The organism is Synechococcus sp. L2F (genome assembly GCF_024345695.1).
In the GTDB taxonomy this organism is placed as follows: domain Bacteria; phylum Cyanobacteriota; class Cyanobacteriia; order PCC-6307; family Cyanobiaceae; genus MW101C3.
Genome location: NZ_JAGQBP010000005.1, coordinates 105,855 through 128,251, shown reverse-complemented (window position 1 = coordinate 128,251; position 22,397 = coordinate 105,855). Strand labels below are relative to the sequence as shown.

At 66.1% G+C, this 22,397-nt stretch carries 23 protein-coding genes; 19 read left to right on the top strand and 4 right to left on the bottom strand.

What is annotated here, in order from left to right; genetic code table 11:
• Window positions 1–3: 3 nt before the first annotated feature.
• On the bottom strand, window positions 4–492 hold the full coding sequence (locus KBZ19_RS13065) for a CRR6 family NdhI maturation factor (RefSeq protein WP_261346604.1): 489 nt from the start codon (window positions 490–492) through the stop codon (window positions 4–6).
• Between the two features lie 85 nt (window positions 493–577).
• Between KBZ19_RS13065 and psaM the strand changes: the two genes are divergently transcribed.
• From psaM to KBZ19_RS13040, 5 genes are all read left to right on the top strand, one after another.
• The gene (psaM, locus tag KBZ19_RS13060) at window positions 578–682 is read left to right on the top strand and encodes a photosystem I reaction center subunit XII (RefSeq protein ID WP_094513206.1); all 105 of its coding nucleotides are present in this window, start codon (window positions 578–580) and stop codon (window positions 680–682) included.
• 292 nt (window positions 683–974) lie between these two features.
• Window positions 975–1,295, top strand: a complete 321-nt coding sequence (locus KBZ19_RS13055) for a hypothetical protein (RefSeq protein WP_233133039.1) — start codon at window positions 975–977, stop codon at window positions 1,293–1,295.
• 123 nt (window positions 1,296–1,418) lie between these two features.
• Window positions 1,419–2,432, top strand: a complete 1,014-nt coding sequence (locus KBZ19_RS13050; RefSeq protein WP_399220293.1) for a protochlorophyllide reductase — start codon at window positions 1,419–1,421, stop codon at window positions 2,430–2,432.
• A gap of 54 nt (window positions 2,433–2,486) precedes the next feature.
• Window positions 2,487–3,038: a hypothetical protein gene (locus tag KBZ19_RS13045; protein ID WP_255101235.1), complete on the top strand. Its 552-nt coding sequence runs from the start codon at window positions 2,487–2,489 to the stop codon at window positions 3,036–3,038.
• Window positions 3,038–3,928 (top strand): hypothetical protein, encoded by an 891-nt coding sequence (locus KBZ19_RS13040; protein ID WP_255101234.1) that lies wholly within the window; start codon window positions 3,038–3,040, stop codon window positions 3,926–3,928. The genes KBZ19_RS13045 and KBZ19_RS13040 overlap by 1 nt, the downstream gene beginning before the upstream one ends.
• 80 nt (window positions 3,929–4,008) lie before the next feature.
• On the opposite strand, the gene bchL is transcribed toward KBZ19_RS13040, so the two are convergent.
• From bchL to KBZ19_RS13025, 3 genes are all read right to left on the bottom strand, one after another.
• The gene (gene bchL, locus KBZ19_RS13035) at window positions 4,009–4,908 is read right to left on the bottom strand and encodes a ferredoxin:protochlorophyllide reductase (ATP-dependent) iron-sulfur ATP-binding protein (protein WP_094513214.1); all 900 of its coding nucleotides are present in this window, start codon (window positions 4,906–4,908) and stop codon (window positions 4,009–4,011) included.
• A gap of 125 nt (window positions 4,909–5,033) precedes the next feature.
• Window positions 5,034–6,689 (bottom strand): ferredoxin:protochlorophyllide reductase (ATP-dependent) subunit B, encoded by a 1,656-nt coding sequence (locus KBZ19_RS13030; protein ID WP_255101233.1) that lies wholly within the window; start codon window positions 6,687–6,689, stop codon window positions 5,034–5,036.
• Window positions 6,680–7,933 (bottom strand): ferredoxin:protochlorophyllide reductase (ATP-dependent) subunit N, encoded by a 1,254-nt coding sequence (locus tag KBZ19_RS13025; protein ID WP_255101232.1) that lies wholly within the window; start codon window positions 7,931–7,933, stop codon window positions 6,680–6,682. The genes KBZ19_RS13030 and KBZ19_RS13025 overlap by 10 nt, the downstream gene beginning before the upstream one ends.
• Before the next feature lie 232 nt (window positions 7,934–8,165).
• Between KBZ19_RS13025 and KBZ19_RS13020 the strand changes: the two genes are divergently transcribed.
• The 14 genes from KBZ19_RS13020 to cbbX all read left to right on the top strand — a co-directional run bounded on the left by KBZ19_RS13020 (window position 8,166) and on the right by cbbX (window position 22,382).
• Entirely contained in the window at window positions 8,166–8,477 is a 312-nt protein-coding gene (locus tag KBZ19_RS13020; RefSeq protein WP_015107695.1) for a BMC domain-containing protein, read from the top strand.
• A 73-nt stretch (window positions 8,478–8,550) separates the two neighbouring features.
• Window positions 8,551–9,963 (top strand): form I ribulose bisphosphate carboxylase large subunit, encoded by a 1,413-nt coding sequence (locus KBZ19_RS13015; protein WP_094513223.1) that lies wholly within the window; start codon window positions 8,551–8,553, stop codon window positions 9,961–9,963.
• 86 nt (window positions 9,964–10,049) lie between these two features.
• Window positions 10,050–10,391: a ribulose bisphosphate carboxylase small subunit gene (locus KBZ19_RS13010; protein WP_094513225.1), complete on the top strand. Its 342-nt coding sequence runs from the start codon at window positions 10,050–10,052 to the stop codon at window positions 10,389–10,391.
• 147 nt (window positions 10,392–10,538) lie between these two features.
• The gene (locus KBZ19_RS13005) at window positions 10,539–12,983 is read left to right on the top strand and encodes a CsoS2 family carboxysome shell protein (protein ID WP_255101231.1); all 2,445 of its coding nucleotides are present in this window, start codon (window positions 10,539–10,541) and stop codon (window positions 12,981–12,983) included.
• A gap of 142 nt (window positions 12,984–13,125) precedes the next feature.
• On the top strand, window positions 13,126–14,685 hold the full coding sequence (locus tag KBZ19_RS13000; protein WP_399220344.1) for a carboxysome shell carbonic anhydrase: 1,560 nt from the start codon (window positions 13,126–13,128) through the stop codon (window positions 14,683–14,685).
• A 1-nt stretch (window position 14,686) separates the two neighbouring features.
• Entirely contained in the window at window positions 14,687–14,959 is a 273-nt protein-coding gene (locus KBZ19_RS12995; RefSeq protein ID WP_094513236.1) for a carboxysome peptide A, read from the top strand.
• Window positions 14,959–15,210 carry a carboxysome peptide B gene (locus tag KBZ19_RS12990; RefSeq protein ID WP_094513240.1) on the top strand — a complete coding sequence of 84 codons (252 nt, stop codon included), beginning with the start codon at window positions 14,959–14,961 and terminating at the stop codon, window positions 15,208–15,210. The genes KBZ19_RS12995 and KBZ19_RS12990 overlap by 1 nt, the downstream gene beginning before the upstream one ends.
• A 43-nt stretch (window positions 15,211–15,253) precedes the next feature.
• Window positions 15,254–16,066 carry a BMC domain-containing protein gene (locus tag KBZ19_RS15235; protein WP_399220288.1) on the top strand — a complete coding sequence of 271 codons (813 nt, stop codon included), beginning with the start codon at window positions 15,254–15,256 and terminating at the stop codon, window positions 16,064–16,066.
• Window positions 16,067–16,068: 2 nt separating this feature from the next.
• Entirely contained in the window at window positions 16,069–16,542 is a 474-nt protein-coding gene (locus KBZ19_RS12980) for a bacterioferritin (RefSeq protein WP_255101229.1), read from the top strand.
• 76 nt (window positions 16,543–16,618) lie between these two features.
• Window positions 16,619–18,469: an NAD(P)H-quinone oxidoreductase subunit F gene (locus KBZ19_RS12975; protein WP_198948300.1), complete on the top strand. Its 1,851-nt coding sequence runs from the start codon at window positions 16,619–16,621 to the stop codon at window positions 18,467–18,469.
• Window positions 18,470–18,494: 25 nt separating this feature from the next.
• The gene (locus KBZ19_RS12970) at window positions 18,495–20,030 is read left to right on the top strand and encodes an NADH-quinone oxidoreductase subunit M (RefSeq protein WP_255101228.1); all 1,536 of its coding nucleotides are present in this window, start codon (window positions 18,495–18,497) and stop codon (window positions 20,028–20,030) included.
• The gene (locus KBZ19_RS12965; RefSeq protein ID WP_255101227.1) at window positions 20,027–21,160 is read left to right on the top strand and encodes a CO2 hydration protein; all 1,134 of its coding nucleotides are present in this window, start codon (window positions 20,027–20,029) and stop codon (window positions 21,158–21,160) included. Before KBZ19_RS12970 ends, KBZ19_RS12965 begins: the two co-directional genes overlap by 4 nt.
• A gap of 23 nt (window positions 21,161–21,183) precedes the next feature.
• Window positions 21,184–21,432 carry a 4a-hydroxytetrahydrobiopterin dehydratase gene (locus KBZ19_RS12960; RefSeq protein ID WP_094513256.1) on the top strand — a complete coding sequence of 83 codons (249 nt, stop codon included), beginning with the start codon at window positions 21,184–21,186 and terminating at the stop codon, window positions 21,430–21,432.
• The gene (gene cbbX, locus KBZ19_RS12955; protein WP_233133041.1) at window positions 21,432–22,382 is read left to right on the top strand and encodes a CbbX protein; all 951 of its coding nucleotides are present in this window, start codon (window positions 21,432–21,434) and stop codon (window positions 22,380–22,382) included. The genes KBZ19_RS12960 and cbbX overlap by 1 nt, the downstream gene beginning before the upstream one ends.
• Window positions 22,383–22,397: the final 15 nt, after the last annotated feature.

The window sequence follows — 22,397 nt, the reverse complement described above, 5'->3', positions numbered from 1 at the left end:
GCTTCAGCGCTCCGGCAGTGCGGCCCAGAAGGAGGGATCGAGATCAAAGCCGAGCACTGCCGCCATCTGCCCCAGGCCCTGGCGACAGTGCAGGTCGTGCCGGCGGCTCCAGTCGTCGAGCAGAAAAAGCCGGTGGGTGATCCAGAGCTCCAGGCTCTCCGGCGCGAAGCGAATCCCCTCGTTGCGGCTGAAGCCATGGGGCAACAGCATGGCCACGTGCCGGCACAGCTGGCCGCTGCCGCGATCGAGCACGAATGGCAGCCAGGGATGCAGGGCGTCGGCCCGCAGGTTCCAGAGCCGCACTTCCGGCACTTCCGACAGCTCGCGCGGATCTTCCTGCGGACGGGGCCAGTCGAAACTGAGCTGCAGGCTGCCCGCCTGCTCGATCAGCTGGGCGGCGGAGAGCGAACTCCAGGCCATCAGGGGTGAGGTGTCGAGGGCCCGGATCTGATCGGCGGAGATGGGCAGCAGGGAGGGAACGGAGGAGATCAAGAGCTGTGACAGCCCAACGGTTGGGTCGGGCCCATGGCAGGGTTGAGCCAACAATGGTGGCGTCAAACGCTTGTTTTCGTCGGCCATGGTCACCTCTCTGAGCCAGGTTGAAGTTCTGATCGCGCTGGTTGTGGCGGCCCACGCCGGCGTGCTGGCCATCCGTCTGAGCGTCAGCCTCTACAACTCCTGAAGCTTCAGGCCTTGGCAGGGGGCGTTCCGCCTGCTACAAGACGGCAACCCCTGCGCCGCCCCCATTGGCTTCCGCCCTGCGCTCCCGTCAGGCTCCCACCGATAGCCCGCGCCGGGCCAGCCGTGCCAAGCCTCCTGCAGGGGGAAAAGATCTCCCTCGCATTGGCCACGGACGATCTGCCGCCCCAGCCGGGGTTGTCACCCGCCTGAGCTCCGCCGCCTCCAGCACCACCGCAGACCTGCACCCCGACGGCTGGCAGGCCTCGAGTGAACGCCAGGAGCTTCTCTGCAGCGTGATCGGCCTGGCGGTGAAGCTCGGCTTTGGCCTGCTGGCCTCCGTGAGCCTGGTCCACCTGGCTGGGGCTTACCAGCAGCGGCTTGACAGCCACGGCGAAATCAGCGCCATTCTCGATATCGAAAAAAATAAACTCCGCAAAGTTCAGCAACGCTTCGATCAGCTCTTTTCCAAGGACGGCGAACAGCGTTTGATTCGTGAGCAGGATCAATGGATCGCTCCCAATCGGCTGCGGATCGTCTGGGAAGATTCCCAGCTCAAGAATTCATCAGCCGCCCAGTCCACACCGGCGTCGAAGCCCGCTCCAGCAGGCGGTTGACCCTGCTTCCTCCCTTCCCCTGGGGCGCTCGTTGCGCGTTTCCTTCTGTTGAATCTCGCCGGTAAAGCCCCGGAGACCTGAGGCTCCCTCCTTAGGTTGAGGCGCACCGCGTCCCTTCAACCCATGGCGACAGAGCAGACCTCCGCCTCTTCAACGGCCGGCACCGCAGTCACCACCGGCCAGCCCGGCACGGTGATGGTCACAGGTGCGTCGTCGGGCGTGGGTCTTTATGCCGCCAAGGCATTGGTGGGCTGCGGCTGGCATGTGGTGATGGCCTGCCGCGACACCGCCAAGGCCCGCGCGGCCGCCACGGCTCTGGGCCTTCCGGAGGCCAGCGTCACCCACCTGCAGGTGGACCTCGGCGATCTCGACAGCGTCCGGGGGCTGGTGCAGGCGTTCCGTGCCACCGGGCGGCCGCTCGATGCGCTGGTATGCAATGCGGCGGTGTACCTGCCACTGCTCAAGCAGCCGCTGCGTTCGCCCCAGGGTTACGAGCTGTCGATGGCCACCAACCATCTGGGCCACTTCCTGCTGATACAGCTGTTGCTCGAGGATCTGCAGCGCTCCACCCATCCGTCGCGCCGCCTGGTGATCCTGGGCACGGTCACGGCGAACTCCAAGGAGCTGGGCGGCAAGATCCCGATCCCGGCGCCCGCCGATCTGGGCGATCTCTCCGGCTTCAAGGCAGGGTTCAAGGCCCCGATCACCATGGCCAGCGGCAAGCCATTCAAGCCGGGCAAGGCCTACAAGGACAGCAAGCTCTGCAACATGATCACCACGCAGGAGCTGCACCGGCGCATGCACGAACGCACCGGCATCGTGTTCAGTTCGCTCTATCCGGGGTGTGTGGCGGATACGCCGCTGTTCCGCAACAGCTATCCCCTTTTTCAGAAGATCTTCCCCTGGTTTCAGAAGAACATCACCGGCGGCTATGTCAGCCAGGAGCTGGCCGGCGTCAGGGTGGCGCAAGTGGTGGCCGATCCAGCCTTCGCCGTGTCCGGTGCCCACTGGAGCTGGGGCAACCGGCAGAAGCAGGGCGGCAAGCAGTTCGTGCAGGAGCTCTCGGAGAAAGCCAGCGATCCCGCCATCGCTGCCCAGACCTGGGACCTTTCCCTGCAACTGGTGGGCCTGAGCTGAGCCGCCGCCCAGCTCCGCTTCCCCTTCCTTCTCTGTTCTTCGCCCAGCCTGTCGATGCCCCGCTTCCTGCGCTGGATCCTTGCCCTTGGCCTCGCTGCCGCCCTGGTGGTGGGGGCTGTGGTGCTGCTCCCCTTCTCCGACTGGCTCCCCGGCGGCACGGTGGGCGATGTGCCCGCCCAGCAGGTGGTCAACGGCACGGCCTTCAACCGCCTGTTCCCGGCGGCCTCGCCGGGCGAAGAGCTGGTGTTCAGCCAGGAGAAGCGTGGCTTCAGCGAGGCCAGGCTGAAGCGCAGTGGCGAAGTGGTGGCGCTGTTGGCGATCTCCGACACCACCACCGCCCCCGAGGCCCGCGAGAAGTTCGCCGCCGCTGCTGACACCCTGGCCGGCTGGCCCCTGGTGGAGCAGGGCAGCCAGGCCAGCGCCGTGCTGGTGGGTGCCCGCTTTCAGGTGAAGGTGATCGGCCAGGGCGTCGGCCTCGATGCGCAGGCGCGCCATGAGCTGCTGGAGAGCTTTGACCTCAAGGCCCTCGCTTCTGTGCGGCCCAGGCGGCTCGGCCCCTCGTCAAGCCCTGCCGCCACGGTCCCATCCCTTGCTCTGGTGCGCTGATGGCCCGCCCCACTGTGCTTGAGCGCCTTGAGCGTCTGCCCCGTCGGGGCCTCACCGTGCTGGCGCTCCAGGGCATCAGCACCCTGGTGCCCGGGGGGTGGACCAACCTCCGCAGCGCTGAGGATCTGATCAAGGAGGTGATCGGCGACGACGATCCTGCCCTGATCGCCCGCATCCGTTCCCGCGCCGATCTGCTGAGCCGTGCCCGCGCCGAGGGCTATGGCCGTGCGCTCAGCCTGTACGACGCCGTGAACCGCTCCCAGCACGCGGCGGGTGGGGTGCGGCTGCTCGCCAACGTGAGCGCTGGTCTGCCCTTGCTCAAGCGCCTGGCCGATCTGACCCCGCCTGGCGACACCCTGCAGGCGGTGGATCTGAGCCTGAAGGTGGCGGCGGAGTTGCTGGCCTTCACCCAGGTCAATGGCCTGCCCGGCGACAGCTTCGGCGCCTTCGGCGCTGCCCTGGCCGACTACGCCGGTGAAGCGAGGGTGCGAATGGCTGCCTTGATCTGCTTCGATGCCCTGCTGCCGCTCGGTGATCAGGCCCTGCAACGCCTGGATGCCCTGCTGGGGGCGGCTGGCCAGAAAGATCTGCAGCGGCTGCCCTCCTACCGGCAGATGGCCGGTCTGATTCCGGGGCGCGGCGATCAGGCCCACCTCAGCTTTCTGCGCCGGGGCGTGGACCAGTGGCTGGGCTGGGCCGGCGGATTCACGGCTGAACTCGCCCTCACCGGCCAATCTGCCGTGCGGGCGATGGAATCAACGCTGGGACCGTGGCAGGGGCGACTGGATCAGTTCGCCGTGTTCCTGGACGCCTTTACCGACACCTATGCCCACACGGGTGTGCAGGCAGTGGCCCGCCGCCTGGTGGAACGGGCGGCTGCCGAAGTGTGAACCGGGTCTGAACCGGCGGAGTCATCGCTGCGGGAACGTGTCATGCCGGCGACAGGGGGTGTGCCGCCGGCGATCAGTACTCAGTCGAAGCCGAGCAGATCGAAGATGTCCCGATCCTTGAGGGATTCGGCCTCCAGCGGTTCCACATCGCTGAGCATCTTCTGAGCAAGGCTCAGGTACTCCTGTTGCACCGCCTCCACTTCCGGGCTGGGTTCCATCTCAAAGATGGTGCACTTCTTCAGGCGTGATTTCCTGATGGCATCAACGGTTTTGAAGTGGGCCATCGTGCGCAGGCCCGTGCGCTCGTTGAACTTATCGATCTGGTCAGTTTCCTCCGAGCGGTTGGCAATCACACCACCGAGCCGCACCTTGTAGTTCTTGGCTTTGGCATTGATCGCCTGCATGATCCGGTTCATGGCGAAGATCGAGTCGAAGTCGTTCGCCGTGACGATCAGGCAGTAATGGGCATGCTGAAGGGGTGCGGCGAACCCACCGCAGACCACATCGCCCAGTACGTCGAAGATCACCACATCGGTGTCTTCCAGCAGGTGGTGCTCCTTGAGCAGTTTCACCGTCTGGCCGGTGACGTAACCCCCGCAGCCGGTGCCAGCCGGCGGCCCACCCGACTCCACGCACATCACGCCGTTGTAGCCCTCGAAGACGAAATCTTCAGGCCGCAACTCCTCACTGTGGAAGTCCACGGTTTCGAGGATGTCGATCACCGTGGGCACCATCTTCTTGGTGAGGGTGAAGGTGCTGTCGTGCTTGGGATCGCAGCCGATCTGCAGCACCCGCTTGCCGAGCTTCGAAAAGGCGGCCGAGAGGTTGGAGGAGGTGGTGGATTTCCCGATCCCCCCCTTGCCGTACACCGCAATCACCAGGGCGCCGGTCTCGATGTTCATCGAGGCGTCCTGGTGCACCTGCAGGCTGCCTTCGCCGTCTTCAACGCGATTGGTGGGAGTCGTGAGCGTGGCTGTCATCAGCGCGATCCTTGCCTTGAAACGGGGCCGAACAATGGCTTGGTTCCATGCAAGGTCAGCACGGCCAGGCGTGTTCGCGCATGGTGCAAACCGAAACATCTCCCGGCTGCTCTGCGCTCATTCCCTCACTTGCTGTAATGCGCCTTGGCGTCATAGAGGACCTCTTCGGTGATCGCCACCAACCCGTGTTCACGGGCGAAGGTTTCGGTGTTGGTTTTCACCTTGCCACGCACGAAAAAGGGGATCTTGCGCAGGGCGGCTTCGCCGTCGGCGCTCCAGACCGCGACGCCTTCGGACACTGAGGGAGGTGCCAGTGTGGCCGTGGCGCCCGCTGCAGCGGCGCCGTTGGTCGCCGCTGCCAGGGACGGCCCGGCCACCGCGGCCAGGACAGGCTCGGCTGCCGCAGCCTGACGGGGAGGCGCTCCCTCAGCCAGATGACTGCGATGCCCTTCGACGAATTCGAAGTCGTGGCGGAACATGCCGATCAGGTGTTCCTCCAGACCCATCATCAGCGGGTGCACCCAGGAATCAAAGATCACGTTCGCCCCTTCCCAGCCCATCTGCGGGGCGTAACGGGCCGGCACGTCCTGCACATGCAGCGGAGCGCTGATCACCGCACAGGGAATGCCCAGCCGTTTGGCGCTGTGGCGTTCCATCTGGGTGCCCAGCACCAGCTCCGGTGCGGCCTCTCCCATCGCCTTCTCCACGGCGAGGTAGTCATCGGTGATCAGGGCTTCCAGCCCCAGGTCCTTGGCTGCGGCCCGCACCTCGCGGGCCAGCTCGCGGCTGTAGGTGCCCAGGCCCACCACCGTGAAGCCGAGCTCATCGGCGGCGATGCGCGCAGCGGCGATCGCGTGGGTGGCATCGGCAAAGATGAACACCCGCTTGCCGGTGAGGTAAGTGGAATCCACCGAGCGCGAGTACCACGGCATCCTGGAGCGCAGGTCGGCCTCGTTGGCTTCGGGCGCTTCCAGATCGAGCACGGTGCTCAGTTCGTCAAGAAACCGCCGCGTGGCTCCCACACCGATGGGCACGGTGCGCACCACCGGCGTGCCGAACTGGCGCTCCAGCCAGCTGCAGAGTGGCCCGGCCACTTCCGGATACAGGCAGACATTGGCGTCAGCTTCCGGCAAGCGCAACAGATCGGCAGGCCTGGCGCCCATCGGTGCCACGACGTTCACATCGATGCCGTGTTCGCTCAGCAGGCCGCGGATCTCCTTGATGTCGTCGCGGCAGCGGAACCCCAGCAGGCTCGGTCCGAGCAGATTCACCCGCGGCCGACGGCCTTCGGCCCGCCAGCGATCGGGTGAGGGCCGCGGAGTTCCGGGCGCCGGCACCTGCTCGCGCAGCAGGCTGCGGCAGAGCTGATAGAGGGTTTCGGCTGCCCCCCAGTTCTCTTTCTTTGAATAGGCGGGCAGTTCCAGGTTCACCACCGGCACGCCGAGATTCATCCCACCGGCAAGTGCACCCGGCTGGTCCTGGATCAGTTCCGCCGTGCAGCTCTCGCCCACCAGCAGGGCTTCGGGCTGGAAGCGATCCACCGCCTGCTGGATCGAACGCTTGACCAGTTCAGCTGTGTCACCGCCGAGGTCGCGGGCCTGGAAGGTGGTGTACGTGACGGGGGGACGGCGATCTCGCCGCTCGATCATCGTGAACAGAAGGTCGGCGTAGGTGTCGCCCTGGGGCGCATGCAGCACGTAGTGCAGCCCTTCCATCGAGGCGGCGATCCGCATCGCGCCCACATGAGGGGGGCCTTCGTAGGTCCAGAGGGTCAGTTCCATTTCAGGAGTTGGCGGCGGTGCAGCGGACGGGCGAACAATTCGGCGAGATCGGCAGCCTGGTCGATGCCGTGGATGGGGCTGAAGACGAGCTCGATCGACCACTTCGTGGCGATGCCCTCCGCTTCCAGCGGATTGGCGATCCCCAGCCCGCAGACCACAAGATCGGGACGGGCGGCGCGCACCCGCTCCAGCTGCCGCTCCAGGTCCTGGCCTTCGCTGAGCTGCGTGCCCTCCGGCAGCAGGGCCAGCTCTTCCGTCATCAGGGGGCGATCGAGATAGGGGGTGCCCACCTCCACCAGCTCCATGCCGCATTCGCGGCTGAGGAAGCGGGCCAACGGGATCTCCAGCTGGGAGTCGGGCATCAGGAAGAGACGCTTGCCTTCGAGTTGCTGCCGCAGTGGAGCCAGTGCCCGGCGGCCCCGCTCCACCAGCGGATCAAGCACCTCCGCCACGAGGCCGGGGTCGACACCGAAGGCGGCGGCGGCGGCGGCCATCCAGGCGCGGCTGCCCTCCACTCCCAGGGGGTAAGGGCTGGCGAGGCGGGTGGCGCCGCGACGCTCCAGTGCCCGAACCGTGTCGCTGAGAAAGGGCTGGGCGAGCAACAGCTTGGTGCCGGGCCCAACGGCGGGGAGATCTGTCGACTGGCGTGGCGGCAGGCTGCGCACCGGCCCGACCCCCAGGCGCTCGAACAGGGTGAGGAAGCGGTCCTCGACGCCATCGGCCAGGGTTCCCACCAGCAGCAGCTGGCTTTCATCGCTGCTGGGCAGCAAGGGAACCAGCGCACTCAGGGCGCCGTCTTCGCCCTGAGTGAAGGTGGTTTCGATGCCGCTGCCTGAGTAGTTCACCACCCGGACACGGCCGCGCATGCGGGTGTTGATCCGCTCCGCGGCCTTGGCCAGGTCAAGCTTGATCACTTCCGACGGGCAGGAGCCCACCAGGAACAGGGTGCGGATTTCGGGCCGGCGCTCCAGCAGGTCGTTCACCACCCGGTCGAGCTCTTCATTGGCATCGGCCAGGCCAGCCAGATCCCTTTCCCCCAGGATCGCTGTGCCGAAGCGGGGTTCAGCAAAGATCATCACCCCTGCCGCCGACTGCACCAGGTGCGCGCAGGTGCGGGAGCCCACCACCAGAAAGAAGGCATCCGGCATGCGGCGATGCAGCCACACGATCGAGGTGAGACCACAAAAGACCTCCCGCTGGCCGCTTTCACGCAACAAGGGCGGCAGGGTTGGCGTCGAGGCCATGGGCACGGGTGTTGGTCCCTTCCTGGTTAATCCGTCCGGCGTCAAAGAGAGAGGAAAGCTGGCCACATCAGCGGTTTCCTTCACAGGGCGTAACGACCTGGAACCCATGAGCAGCGCTTATCGGGTTCACCATGGACGGTGATGGGAAGGGCCACCCAAATCGCTTGACGCAGGGGTACCCCGAAGAGCAGTGTTCCTAGCGAACCTCCTCCTCACAGTTCCGGAGTCGTCAATGGCGAATGAAACCATGGGCATCGCCCTCGGCATGATCGAGACCCGCGGCCTGGTGCCCGCGATCGAAGCGGCCGACGCGATGACCAAAGCCGCAGAAGTGCGTCTGATCGGTCGTGAGTTCGTCGGCGGCGGCTACGTCACCGTGCTGGTGCGCGGTGAAACCGGCGCTGTCAACGCTGCTGTTCGCGCTGGCGCTGACGCCTGCGAGCGTGTCGGCGACGGCCTCGTGGCAGCCCACATCATTGCCCGCCCGCACCGTGAAGTCGAACCGGCGCTCAACAGCAGCTTTGGTCTGGGCTCCAAGGACTGAGAGCTGAACCGCCCCTGAATCGAGGGCTGCCCAGCTTTCCCCTTCCCACCCGACCCACCACGAGATTTCCCCCATGAGCAAGAAGTACGACGCCGGGGTCAAGGAGTACAGAGATACGTACTGGACTCCCGACTACGTTCCCCTCGACACCGACCTGCTGGCCTGCTTCAAGGTCACCGGCCAGGAAGGCGTTCCCAAAGAAGAAGTGGCTGCCGCCGTGGCCGCTGAATCTTCCACCGGCACCTGGTCCACCGTGTGGTCCGAGCTCCTCACCGATCTCGACTTCTACAAGGGCCGTTGCTACCGCATCGAAGACGTTCCTGGCGACAAGGAATCCTTCTATGCCTTCATTGCCTATCCCCTCGATCTGTTCGAGGAAGGTTCGATCACCAACGTGCTCACCTCCCTGGTGGGCAACGTGTTCGGCTTCAAGGCCCTGCGCCACCTGCGTCTGGAAGACATCCGCTTCCCGATGGCCTTCATCAAGACCTGCCCCGGCCCGCCGAACGGCATCTGCGTCGAGCGCGACCGGATGAACAAGTACGGCCGTCCTCTGCTCGGTTGCACCATCAAGCCCAAGCTCGGCCTTTCCGGCAAGAACTACGGCCGGGTGGTCTATGAGTGCCTCCGCGGCGGTCTTGACTTCACCAAGGACGACGAAAACATCAACTCCCAGCCCTTCCAGCGCTGGCAGAACCGTTTCGAGTTCGTGGCAGAAGCCGTGAAATCGGCGGAACAGGAAACCGGCGAGCGCAAAGGTCACTACCTCAACTGCACCGCCGCCACTCCTGAAGAGATGTACGAGCGGGCCGAGTTCGCCAAAGAACTGGGTCAGCCGATCATCATGCACGACTACATCACCGGTGGCTTCACTGCCAACACCGGTCTGTCGAAGTGGTGCCGTAAGAACGGCATGCTGCTGCACATTCACCGCGCCATGCACGCGGTGATCGACCGCCATCCCAAGCACGGCATCCACTTCCGGGTGCTGGCCAAGTGCCTGCGTCTCTCCGGTGGTGACCAGCTGCACACCGGCACCGTGGTGGGCAAGCTTGAAGGTGATCGCCAGACCACCCTGGGCTTCATCGACCAGCTGCGTGAATCCTTCGTTCCTGAAGATCGCAGCCGCGGCAACTTCTTCGATCAGGACTGGGGCTCCATGCCCGGCGTCTTCGCCGTGGCCTCCGGCGGTATCCACGTGTGGCACATGCCCGCACTGGTGGCGATCTTCGGCGACGATTCCGTGCTGCAGTTCGGTGGTGGCACCCACGGCCACCCCTGGGGTTCCGCCGCTGGCGCCGCCGCCAACCGTGTGGCCCTCGAGGCCTGCGTCAAGGCACGCAACGCCGGTCGCGAGATCGAGAAGGAGAGCCGCGACATCCTCATGGAAGCCGCCAAGCACAGCCCTGAGCTGGCCATCGCTCTCGAAACCTGGAAGGAAATCAAGTTCGAGTTCGACACCGTCGACAAGCTCGACGTCGGCTGATTTTCCCCAGTCCGTTCTGGCGGTGAACCTGTTTCACCGCCACTGCGGAGCTCCTCTGAACCTTCCCCTCCACTTCAAGGACCCCCATGCCCTTCAAGAGCACCGTGGGTGACTATCAAACAGTCGCCACCCTGGAGACCTTCGGCTTTCTTCCGCCGATGTCCCAGGACGAGATCTACGACCAGATCGCTTACATCATTGCCCAGGGTTGGAGCCCGCTCGTTGAGCATGTCCACCCCAGCCGTTCCATGGCCACCTACTGGTCGTACTGGAAGCTCCCCTTCTTCGGCGAGAAGGATCTGGGCGTGATCGTGAGTGAGCTCGAGGCCTGCCATCGTGCCTACCCCGATCACCACGTGCGTCTGGTGGGCTACGACGCCTACACCCAGAGCCAGGGTTCCTGCTTCGTGGTTTTCGAAGCGCGCTGAAGCGGTGTGGGTCCCGCTTCGGCGGGACCTCCTCCCCTTCCTTTCACTCCAAACGCTCCCAGTTCTGTTCAGTACCGCATCGCACGGTCGATCGGTCTGACGCTGCGCGCAACGAACGTTCACTGGCACTTTCCTTACCGGGCGGATATGGCAACTCAATCCAGTCGCGAAGCGGCACTGGCACGTCGATTGGCACTTTCCACCGCCGGAAAGTCTGCTGAGAAGCGTTATTCCTCCAGCCCCAACCGGGTGCGTGGTGCTGCCGAAGCTCGCCCAGCCCGCACTGTGGAAGCGGCCCCGCCCAAACCTGCTGCCGTTGTCTCCGCTCCCGAGCGCCGCTCGCCTCGCTTTGAACAGCTCGGCGCCGCTCCCAGTGGATCCAGCCAGCGCTCGATTCCGTCGCGCATCGCCAACCCCAGCCGGGATCTGGTGCTGGCCCGCCGCGAAGCCCTCAGCAAGAAGGGAAAGCGCGCCGACACAAGCCGCGATCGCACCCGCAAGGAAGCGCCTTCCACCTCTGCTGCCGCCAAGCCAGCCGATTGCAAGTGCAAGGGCAAGACAGACGCCGCCGCTGCTGCGGCTGAACGCCCTGCGGCTTCAGACCAGTGGTCACTCGGCAGCGGCCGCACCGCCGGCCTTGGTTCCACTAGCTCTGCCAGCCGCAGCGACGATCGCCGCCTTTCCGGCAACCGCCGGGTGGCCCAGCACAACCCCAGCCGTGCCCGGGGCCTGGCCCGCCGCGAAGCCCTCTCCAAGCACGGAAAATCCGCCGCCACCAATGGCTCCAACGGCACAGCCGCCGTCGTGCGGCAAGGCAACCCCGAGATGAGCAGCCGCGAACTCGCCCAGCGCCTTCGCGACCTCAAGAGTAAGAACGGTGCCGGCGCCGTGGGTCCTTGCGGTGGCACCTCGCGGCCCTGCGGTCCCCGTCGTGGTGCCAACCGGCCCGTCGGCGCTCAGGACGCCACCTGGAAGGTGGGCGCCAGTGAAACCACCCGAGGTCAGGTGGTCACCGGCACCCAGGCCAATCGTTCCGAGAAGACCACCGGTAACGAGGCCAGCACCTGCCGGCCGGTCACCGGCACCGAATACATGGGCGCCGACGTCTTCCGCCTGTTCTGCCAGAACGAACCCACCCCCCTGCAGCCAGCCAAGGTGCGCGTCACCGCCACCACCCATGGCAACCGCGTCACCGGCAACGAAGTCGGCCGCTCTGAGAAGGTCACCGGCGACGAGCCCGGTACCTGCAAGTCGATCACTGGCACCGAATACATCTCCGCTAACCAGGCGGCGGCTTACTGCGGCACCACCGGTTCCCCCAGTCCCCGCAAGGTGGGCCTCAGCCAGACCCTCGGTGGCCGCCCGGTCTCCGGTGTGATGGTGGGTCGCTCCGAGAAGGTCACCGGTGATGAGCACGGCGCCTCGGTACGCACCACCGGCACCCAGTACGTCGGCAACGACTCGATCGCCAGCCCCGGTCAGGCGCCGCCGAAGGTGGGCCAGGTGCACACCCTCAGGGGCACGGGCATCACCGGCACTCTCGTGGGCCGCTCCGAAAAGGTCACCGGCAACGAGCCGGGCACCTGCCGCCGGGTCACCGGTGATGAATACATCGGCAGCCAGCAGTACGAAGGTTTCTGCGGGGCGCGCCCCGAGCCGGAAGCGGCCAAGGTGGGCTTCAGCCTCACCGGCAAGCAGCAGATCGTCTCCGGCACCAACACCGGCCGCTCCTCCAAGGTCACTGGCGATGAGCCCGGCACCTGCAAGGCCGTCACCGGCACTCCCTATGCCGGCCTTGAGCAGGCTTCCGGCTGGTGTGCACCCGAAGCGGTCCGCACGATCCGCCAGAGAGTCCCCGTCGGCATGGGCACCCCAGGACCTCGCCTCAGTGGCCTTCAACCCGGCATCGGCGGCATCATGACCGGCGCCTCCAAGGGTGCCTGTGAGCCAGTCACCGGCACCCCGTACGTGGGCGCCGACCAGTTCAACGAGGCCTGCGGTGCCGCCGAAGGCCATGAGGCCGATTTCCCTCAGCCGCTCGACACCCAGCCCTGGCAACAGTTCAGCGTTCAGTCGCCGGCCCGCGCCGCCCATCAGCAGCGGGAACGAAGCCATGCTGTGACCGGAACCCGCTACGAAACCAGCGCCAGGATCACCGGCCCTTTTGATCTGGCCGGTGACAAAGTCACCGGCACCGAACAGTTCCGCTTCGACCGCCCCACCAGCCCCAGCGTCGCCGCCACCATCCCGATGGCCCGGCGCATGGCCCCCGGCCCTGCGGTGGTTTCTGCTCCCCCGCTCGCTGAACCGGCAGAAGCCGAACGCCCGCTCTCACGGGTGACTGGCGAAGGTATCTCTGCCGGGCTGCACATCACCGGCGATGACTGGGACCGGGGCAAGCGTGTCACCGGCACGGAGGGAGCCTCGGCACGCCGCCGCAATCCCACCCGCACCGGCCCGATGTCCGCCATGGCTCCTGTTCAGCCGAAGCGCAACGATGAGATTGCCCAGCCGGTGAGCCGCGTGACCGGCTCCAGCGGTGGCACGGACAAGGGCTCCCTGATCACCGTTTCCGGTGGTGCCCGCGGTTGATGCTTCGTTTCGTCCCTTCGCTTGACTGCTGACGTTGGCTTCTTCGCGCCGCTATCCCTCCGTTGAGAGGCCTCTGGCTCCCACGGCTCCGCGGCGCCGTCAGGACCAGACCGGTATCCAGGCGATCGCGCCCGAGTCACTCATGCGGGCGGCTCCACAGGAGTTGCGTTCGCTCGCTCCCGAACCCATCCTCCGGGCTGCCGATCCGCTGTCTCTCGCCCGCGCCAAGGCGGGTGCCCGCGGCCCGTTCCGTCCCGCCCGGCCCATGCGCGGCCGCCGTCCACTGCCGGCGGGGGCGCTTCACCCGCTCACCGATTCCGCTGCCAACGAACGCCTGCACGCCTACGACGCCCAGGTGAAGGGGGCCTTCGACCGGATCGTGCCGGTACTCAAACGGCTCTCGGCGCTTCAGCACGAACCCGATTTCATCGCCCAGGCCCAGCAGCACGCTGCCGCCGAGCTGGGCTTTGAGCTGCCCCTGCCCATCCTGGAATCGGCCTGGGTGCAGCAGCTCGACATGCGCACTCTGTTCGCATGGTGCGTGTTCGAAACCTATGAACAGGTCAGTGGGGCTTTCTTCCGTGAAGACCCACTCGAAGCCCAGGATGGAACCGCCGCGGCTGAGGCCTTCAATGCCTTTCTGCTGGCGTGTGGGTTCCATCTGCTCGATGTCACTCCCTGCGCTGATGGGCGTCTGGCCCACGCCATCACCTACGCGCTGCGCCTGCCGTTCAGCTCCGTGCGTCGCCGCCCCCACGCCGGCGCCCTGCTGGATGTGGAGAACACGGTGGATCGCTGGGTGAAGACTGAGCACCTGCGTTACCGCGAGGGTCGGCCGAATCCCGCCCACGAGCCCACCCGCTACCTCAAGGTGGCGATGTATCACTTCAGTTCCCGCGATCCGCTGCACGAAGGCTGCGCCGCCCACGGCTCCAATGATGTGCTGGCCGCCGCTTCTGCCCTTGCCCGCCTCCGCGACTTCCAGCAGGCGGTGGAGAACAGCTTCTGTTGCGGCGCTTCGGTGGATCTGCTGCTGATCGGCATGGACACCGACACCGATGCCATCCGCGTACACGTTCCGGCTCAGGATGGGACCACGGATCTGGAGCGCTGGCTGGATGCCCGCCAGGCCTACGACGACACCCAGGCCCTGACTCCTGAGGCTGCCCGCCACAAGCTGCTCTCACTGGTGCGCCAGGCGGCTCCCGGTGAACCCGATGACGGCATGGTGGCACTGGTGGCCCGGCTTCTCGAGCACAATCTTTCCCAGATTGATTATGTGCGCACTTATCACGAAGGAGCCTATGTGGACGCTGGCCATGCCGAACGCTTCATCGGTGTTGGCATCGGTTTCAAGGAGATTCATTTGCGTAATCTCACTTACTTCGCTCACATGGACACCCTGGAGGAAGGCTCCGCAGACATGGATGTGGGCGTGAAGATCTTCAAGGGACTGAATGTGTCACGCGGACTGCCGGTGCCAGTGGTGGTGCGTTTTGATTATCACGGCAGCGTGCCGGGGGCTCGGGATCGGGCCATCCAGCATTGCCGCCGCACGGATGCGGCCATTCGCAGCCGCTACAGCCAGCTGTGTGCGGAGGGATTGCTGCAAACCCTGCTGACCGTGCGCGACCGTGATCAGCATGCCCCAGCCGAAGCCGTAGGGTCTTCGATCAGCTTTGGCACGGGAGGAGGGCACTGAGATGTTGATCTGCAAAGTGCTCAAGCCCCTGGTGGCCACCAATCGCATCGCTGAGTTCGAGCACAAGCATCTTCAGGTGGTGCTGGATGGCAGTTCCCAGAAAGTGGCGGTCGATGCCGTTGGCTGCATTCCCGGCGACTGGGTGATCTGCGTGGGTAGCTCTGCTGCCCGGGAAGCAGCCGGCAGTAAGTCGTATCCCAGCGATCTCACAATCGTGGGCATCATTGACCACTGGGATCCTGAATCTGGATCGGCCGAACGGAGATCTGCCTGATGGAGATCATGCAGGTCACCGGATCGCTTGTCTGCACCCAGCGGATCGAAGGTCTGCGTCACTGCCACCTGCGGGTGCTGCGCAACACCAAGGGCAAGCTCAGCGTGGCGGTCGATCCCATCGGCGCCCTGCCCGGCAACTGGGTGTTCACCGCCAGCGGCTCTGCAGCCCGCTTCGCCACCGGTAATCCCGACATCCAGACCGATCTGACCATCGGCGGGATCATCGACCTGTGGGACCCGGACGGTTGACCCTTCCCTCTCCAACTTCCATACCGTCCGTTCCTGCTGCCCCATGGCCACCCCCTCCTCCCGCCAGCCCTCGTCCCGCCGCACATCGCCCGCCGCTGCCGTGACCCCTCCCTCCACGACAACGGCGTCAGCGGATCCGGCCAAGGCCTTGCCTGCCGTCACCCCTGCGGCGGCCGCGCCATCGGCTTCAGCGGCCACTGCAGCCCCCGCACCCACACCCCAGGCAGCGGCCCCAGCCGCCAGCAGCACCCCTGCGTCCAGCAGCGCTGCTCCAACGGTGGCTGCCGCGGCTTCGCCGTCGGCTGTTTCCTCCGTGTCGGCTGGAGAAGCGTCCCCGCCGATCACCGTCCCGGCGAAGGCGATCGCCACCAGCAGCCCGGCCCGTTCGGCGCCGGTCCGCTCCACCAGCCGCCGCAGGGCGCCGTCCACACCCACCCCCCGGCGAGCGACCCCCTCCCGCGCCGCCACCCCCTCCTCTGCCAGCCGCGGCTCCTCCCGCGGCGGCAGCGGCACCCCCCCCACCCCATCCCCTACTGAGAGCACAGCCATGGCCTCCACACCGACCGGCATCGCCCTCGGCATGATTGAAACCCGCGGCCTGGTGCCGGCGATCGAAGCCGCTGACGCCATGACCAAAGCAGCTGAAGTCACCCTGATCTCCCGCGAATTCGTGGGCGGCGGCTATGTGACCGTGATGGTGCGTGGTGAAACCGGCGCTGTGAACGCTGCCGTGCGCGCCGGTGCCGATGCCTGCGAACGGGTGGGCGATGGCCTGGTGGCGGCCCACATCATTGCCCGCCCCCACTCCGAACTGGAGCCCGTGCTGACCTTCAGCGGCGCCCTGCGCAGGAGCTGATCATGCAGGCCGGTACCCATCCCCGGGTGCTCGGCTATCTCGGCCGGGCCCTCAGCCTGGAGCTCTCCGCGGTTCAGCAGTACATGACCCAGGCGTCACTGCTGAGCCTCTGGGGCCAGGAGGAGGCGGCAGCGCGCTTCAGGCTCGACACCGCCGAGGAGATGCAGCATGCCCAGCGCCTCGTGGAGCACATGCTCCTGCTTGGCGTGGCTCCCGCCGCTTCGCAGCTCACGCCCGTGAGCGTTGCCGGCGACCTGGTCGGTCTGCTGCGGCGCAATGCCGAGCTCGAGCAGCGCCTGGTTGATCACTACGGGGAAGCCAGCCGTTTCTGCGCCTTGATCGGCGATACCGCCAACGGCCATTTCTTCCACCGCCTCTGGACGGAAGAACGCCTGCATGGTGAGCAACTGCACGACTGGCTCCACCAGTTGCTGGGCGACCAGCGCGCTTTCGTGAATCAACGCGCCACTTTCTGAGTGTTCGGCCCCCAGGCGGGCTTGGCACAACAAGACTGCTGAACGGTCCACGTCCCAACCCACCCGTCGCGCCACCTTGCTCACGGTCGCCGCTCCGCCCCTGATCATTCAGCTGGCCTGGCTGATTCCTCTGTATGGCTTCGTCGGCGTCGTGCTGTCGCTGCCGTGGGCCTGCGGCTGGATTCGCCGCGATGGCCCCAGGCCGGCCGCGTACCTGAACATTCTCGTCTCGCTGGTGGCCTTCCTGCATGGCAGCGCCGTGCTGGCCGTCGTGCTGCGTGAAGGCCCCTTCGCGATCACGGTGCCCTGGTTTCAGGCCGCCGACCTCACCCTCTCGCTCAGCTTCGATCTCTCGCTCACCAGCCTGGCCAGCCTGGAGCTGGTGACAGGGCTGAGCCTGCTGGCGCAGTTCTTCGCGCTCGGTTACCTCGACAAGGAGTGGTCGCTGGCGCGCTTCTACGCCCTGGTGGGATTTTTCGAGGGGGCGATGGCGGGGGTGGTGCTCAGCAGTTCGCTGTTTCTCACCTACTTCCTGCTGGAGATGCTCACCCTCTCCACCTACCTGTTGGTGGGCTTCTGGTATGCCCAGCCGCTGGTGGTGACGGCCGCACGCGATGCCTTCCTCACCAAACGGGTGGGCGACGTGCTGCTGCTGATGGGGGTGGTGGCGTTGTCGGCGTGGGCGGGGGTGATGCGCTTCGACGACCTTTACAGCTGGGCGGCAGGGGCACAGATCAGCCCGCTGGCGGGCAATCTGCTCGGCCTGGCGCTGATCTCCGGGCCACTGGGCAAGTGCGCCCTTTTTCCGATGCACCTGTGGCTCGATGAGGCGATGGAGGGGCCGAATCCAGCTTCGATCCTGCGCAACTCGGTGGTGGTCACCTGCGGCGCGCTCGTGCTGCTGCGCCTGATGCCGATCCTGCAGCTTTCACCCCTGAGCCTGGCGGCGTTGGTGGCGCTCGGCTCGGTCACCGCCATCGGCGGTTCGCTCGTGGCCATCGCTCAGGTGGATATCAAGCGCACGCTCTCCTATTCCACCAGCGCCTCGATGGGGTTGGTGTTCATTGCCATCGCCATGCAGCAGCCAGGTATTGCCCTGCTGTTGCTGTTCGCCCATGCCGTCGGCAAGGCACTGCTGTTCATGAGCATCGGTTGTGTGATCGCCACCACCAACTGCCAGGACCTCAGCGAACTGGGCGGTCTGGGTCGGCGCATGCCCGCCACCACCTGCGCGTTCCTGGTGGGGGCGGCAGGTACCACCGGCCTGGTTCCCCTCGGCTGCTTCTGGGCGCTGGGTCTGGATGTGCAGGCGATGCTGCGCAGCGCTCCCTGGCTGGCGGCGATCGTGCTGCTCGCCAACGCGCTCACCGTGCTCAACCTCACGCGGGTGTTCCGGCTGGTGTTCCTCGGCGCGGCCCAGCCCAAGACTCGCCGCACCCCTGAGGTGAACTGGCAGATGGCCCTGCCGATGGTGAGCCTCACCGTGCTGGTGCTGGTCACACCGCTGATCATGGTGGTGATCGACCCGGTGCCCGGCCTGGCCTCGTTCTCGCTGCCGGTGGCGCTCTCGCTCCTGCTTACCAGTGCCGGCGCCCTGGTGGCCGGCTGCCTGCTGCCGCTGCGCAAGGGCTGGTCGGTCACGATCCTGCGGCCGCTGCGCCTGCTGCAGGATCTGCTCGCCTACGACTTCTACACCGATCGGATCTACCGGGTCACGATCGTGGCGCTGGTGGCGGGGCTCTCGCGTGCCGCCGCCCGCTTCGACCGCGATGTGGTCAACGCTCTGGTGAACCGGGTGGGCAGCCTGTCGTTGGCCAGTGCCGAAGGCCTCAAGCTGAGCGTCAACGGTCACACCCAGACCTACGTGCTCACCGGGACCGTGGCGATCGTGCTGTTGCTCACCTCGCTCTCCTGGGTGGTGCGATGACCCTTCCTTCCGAACAGGTGCCGCCATGTTGAGCGGTCTGCTGCTGATCCCGCTGCTCGGCGCCATCGCCTTGCTGCTCTGGCCCGGTGAGGTGAGCGGCGAGCGTCTGCGTCGCACCTGCCTGGCGCTGCTGGTGTTGCAGGTGGCCTGGTCGCTGCGGGTGCTGTGGCAGTTCGACCCCGCCATTCCCGGCCTGCAGCTCGAGGAGATGGCGCCCTGGGTGGGCAGCCTTGGCCTCGACTACCGGCTCGGCATCGACGGCCTTTCGCTGCCTCTGGTGCTGATCAATGGGGCGCTCTCGCTGGCAGCGGCGCTGGTCACGTCCACCTCCACGCCGCGACCCCGCCTCTACTACGCCCTGCTGCTGCTGATCAGCGGGGCGGTGAACGGCGCCTTCCTCGCCCAGAATCTGCTGTTGTTCTTCCTCTTCTATGAGCTGGAGCTGATTCCGCTCTGGTTGCTGATCGCCATCTGGGGTGGCAGCAACAGGGCCTATGCGGCCACGAAGTTCCTGCTGTTCACCGCCGTGTCCGGTGTGCTGATCCTTGGCGCCTTCTTCGGACTGGCGCTGGCCACCGGCACGGCCGATTTCAGCCTGCAGCCGCTGCTGGGCCAACAGCTGGGTATGGGCCTTCAGCTGCTGCTGATGGGGGCCCTGCTGGTGGGGTTCGGCATCAAGATCCCGCTGTTTCCGTTCCACACCTGGCTGCCTGATGCCCACACCGAGGCCTCCACGCCCGTGTCCCTGCTGCTGGCCGGGGTGCTGCTGAAGCTCGGCACCTATGGACTGTTGCGCTTCTGCCTTGGCCTCTTCCCCGATGCCTGGCAGTTGATGTCTCCCTGGTTGGCGGGCTGGGCGGCGGTGTCGGTTCTGTTCGGCTCGCTGGCTGCGATTCAGCAGCAGGACATGAAACGGATGGTGGCCTACAGCTCCGTGGGCCACATGGGCTACGTGCTGCTGGCAGCTGCCGCTGCCACTCCGGTGAGTCTGCTGGGCGCGCTCTTTCAGATGGTGAGCCACGGCCTGATCTCCGCGCTGCTGTTCCTGCTGGTGGGGGTGGTGTATGCCACCACCGGCACCCGCGACCTGAACGTGCTGCGTGGCCTGCTCAACCCGGAGCGGGGTCTGCCGATCACCGGTTCGCTGATGATCGCCGGGGTGATGGCCAGTGCGGGCATCCCCGGCATGGCGGGCTTCATCTCCGAATTTCTGGTGTTCCGCGGCAGCCTGGTGCCCTTCCCGCTGGCCACCGTCCTGTGCATGGTGGGCTCGGGCCTCACGGCGGTCTACTTCCTGCTGCTGGTGAACCGGGTGTTCTTCGGGCGCCTTTCCCCTCCGGCCGACGACGTCGACACGCCCTTGCCGGCGGTGCCCCTGGCCCGACAGATCCCTGCACTTGCGCTCACGGTGGCGGTGCTGCTGCTCGGGGTGGCGCCGCAGGGACTGGGCACCCTTGCCACGGCCACCACGACGGCGATGAGCCGGGCGCCGCACAGCCTTGCGGCTCTGCCTGCCCCGGTGGTGCCTGATGGCCTGGTCGCCGGGGGGAGGGGGCGATGACCCGTCAGCCTGAAGCGGCAGCGATGCTGGAGCGCCTGCTCGCAGGGATGCCGCTGCTCGATCACTCCGCCGAGCATCTGCTGGAGGTGGTGGCGGTGCTGGAGAGCTATGGGGAGGTGCTCGATGCCTACAGCCGCAACCTCATCCACCAGGCCCAGCGCGAGTTTCTCAATCCCTTCCCGGTGCTGCGCTTCCTCAACGGGGAGGTCACCCCGCAGCGGCTCTGGCGCCACCTGGTCCACGACCGCATCAACTTCGAATACGCCGAATATTGCCAGCGCCTGATGCTCTGGCATGGCACCGGCGGCCTTGATGGCTACCTCGATTCGCCTGCCTTCCGGCAGCATTGCGCCGTGGTGATCGGCCACAAGCGCCGCCGTGATCCGCTGCTGGCCCTGCTGGATCCTCTGTTCCCGGAGTTCCTGCCTGAGCTGATCCGCTCGGCGGCCACCGCCAGCGCGCTGGGCCAGTTCTGGCGGGTGATGAGCGATCTGTTCCTGGATCTCGCCGCCTCCCACCGCCGCGGTGAGGTCGCCACGATCGCCGCTGTGGTGGCCTTCATCCGCGAGGGGCTGGTGGCGGCTGCCGGCCAGCCCATCTGCTACACGGTGGAGCTCGATGGTGTGCCGTTCGAGATCCTGCCACCAGCTGCCGGCCTCACCTTCCTGAGTGATGTGGCGGTGCCCTACGTGGAGGCGGTGTTCCTGCGGGGCAGTCCGTTCCTCGGCACGGTGTCGTTCAACGCGCAGGCGCGCCAGATCCCGATCGATCAGGCCTGTTTCCAGTACGGCGCGCTCTATGCCGATCCACTGCCAACCATGGGTGCGGGCATTCCGCCCAGCCTGCTGATGCAGGACATGAGCCGCCATCTGCCGGCGGCGTTGCTGCAGGTGTACCGCAGCCGGGGCCGGGGGGAGGGTGATCTACGCGTGAAGATCTGCGCCAGTTTTCAGAAGGCGATGTTCTGCGTCACCAATGCGGCGATCGACGGCACCTTTCCCCATCCGCTCTCCAGCAGTGACCCGAGCGAACAACAGGCCAACCGGGCCTATGCGATGGCCTGGATCGAGCGGTTGCGGGTGGCGCGCATCGACTGCCTGCCTGACCGATTGGCCGCCGCGGCTGGATGATTTCCCTGCAGTAGGTTTCCCAGATGGAGCAACCCTGGACCCATCGGCAGCGACCCGAACGTCTGGAGCGGCGGCTGGAATTCGGCGACTACGAAACCACCCGCGTCTTCCTCGAGCAGCTCAACGATCTGTCCGAGCGGAGCGGCCGCTTTCCGGACATCAGCTTCGGGCGCACCTACGTGAATCTCACCCTGCGCAGCGAAACAGAGGACGGCCCGATCGGTGAACCAGAAACCGCGTTCGCCGAGGCCATCGATCGTCTCGTGCCCTGATGGCCCCCTCCACCGTCGGCCCCAGCTCCGATCCGGTGATGGCGGATGACACCCCGGTGGATCTGCGGGCCGCCTACGAAGGCACCGGCGTGGGTGATGTGCTTGATCAGCTCGACCGTGAACTGATCGGGCTCAAGCCGGTGAAGATGCGGATCCGTGAGATCGCCGCCCTGCTGGTGGTGGAGCGGGCCCGCAAGCAGGTGGGGCTGGCCACGGCGGCCCCCAGCTTGCACATGTCGTTCACGGGGCATCCAGGCACGGGCAAAACGACTGTGGCCGAGAGGATTTCCGAAATCCTGCACCGGCTGGGGTATGTGCGCAAAGGCCATCTGGTCACGGCCACCCGTGATGATCTGGTGGGCCAGTACATCGGCCATACCGCCCCCAAGACGCGGGAGATGCTCAAGCGGGCCATGGGTGGCGTGCTGTTCATCGATGAGGCCTACTACCTCTACCGTCCTGAGAATGAGCGCGATTATGGCGCTGAGGCGATCGAGATCCTGCTGCAGGTGATGGAGAATAACCGTGATGATCTGGTGGTGATCTTTGCGGGCTACAAAGACAAGATGGATGTCTTCTATCAATCGAATCCCGGCCTGTCTTCCCGTGTGGCCAACCATATCGACTTCCCGGATTACACTGCTCCGGAGTTGCTGGCCATCGCCAAGCTGATTCTTGCCGGTGAAAGCTATCGCTTCAGCGATGAGGCCAGCATCGCTTTTTCTGATTATATCCAGCGGCGTATGTTGCTGCCGTTCTTCGCCAATGCCCGCTCGATCCGCAATGCCATCGATCGGGCCCGCATGCGCCAGGCGAACCGGCTGTTCAACCACATGGGGCGCGGCCTCACCAAGCGGGATCTGATCACGATCGAGGCGGAAGACATCACCGCCAGCAGTGTGTTCCAGGGCCGCGTCGAAGGCCTCGATCGCAGCCTGCCGCTCACCTGAGCCAAGGGCCGATCA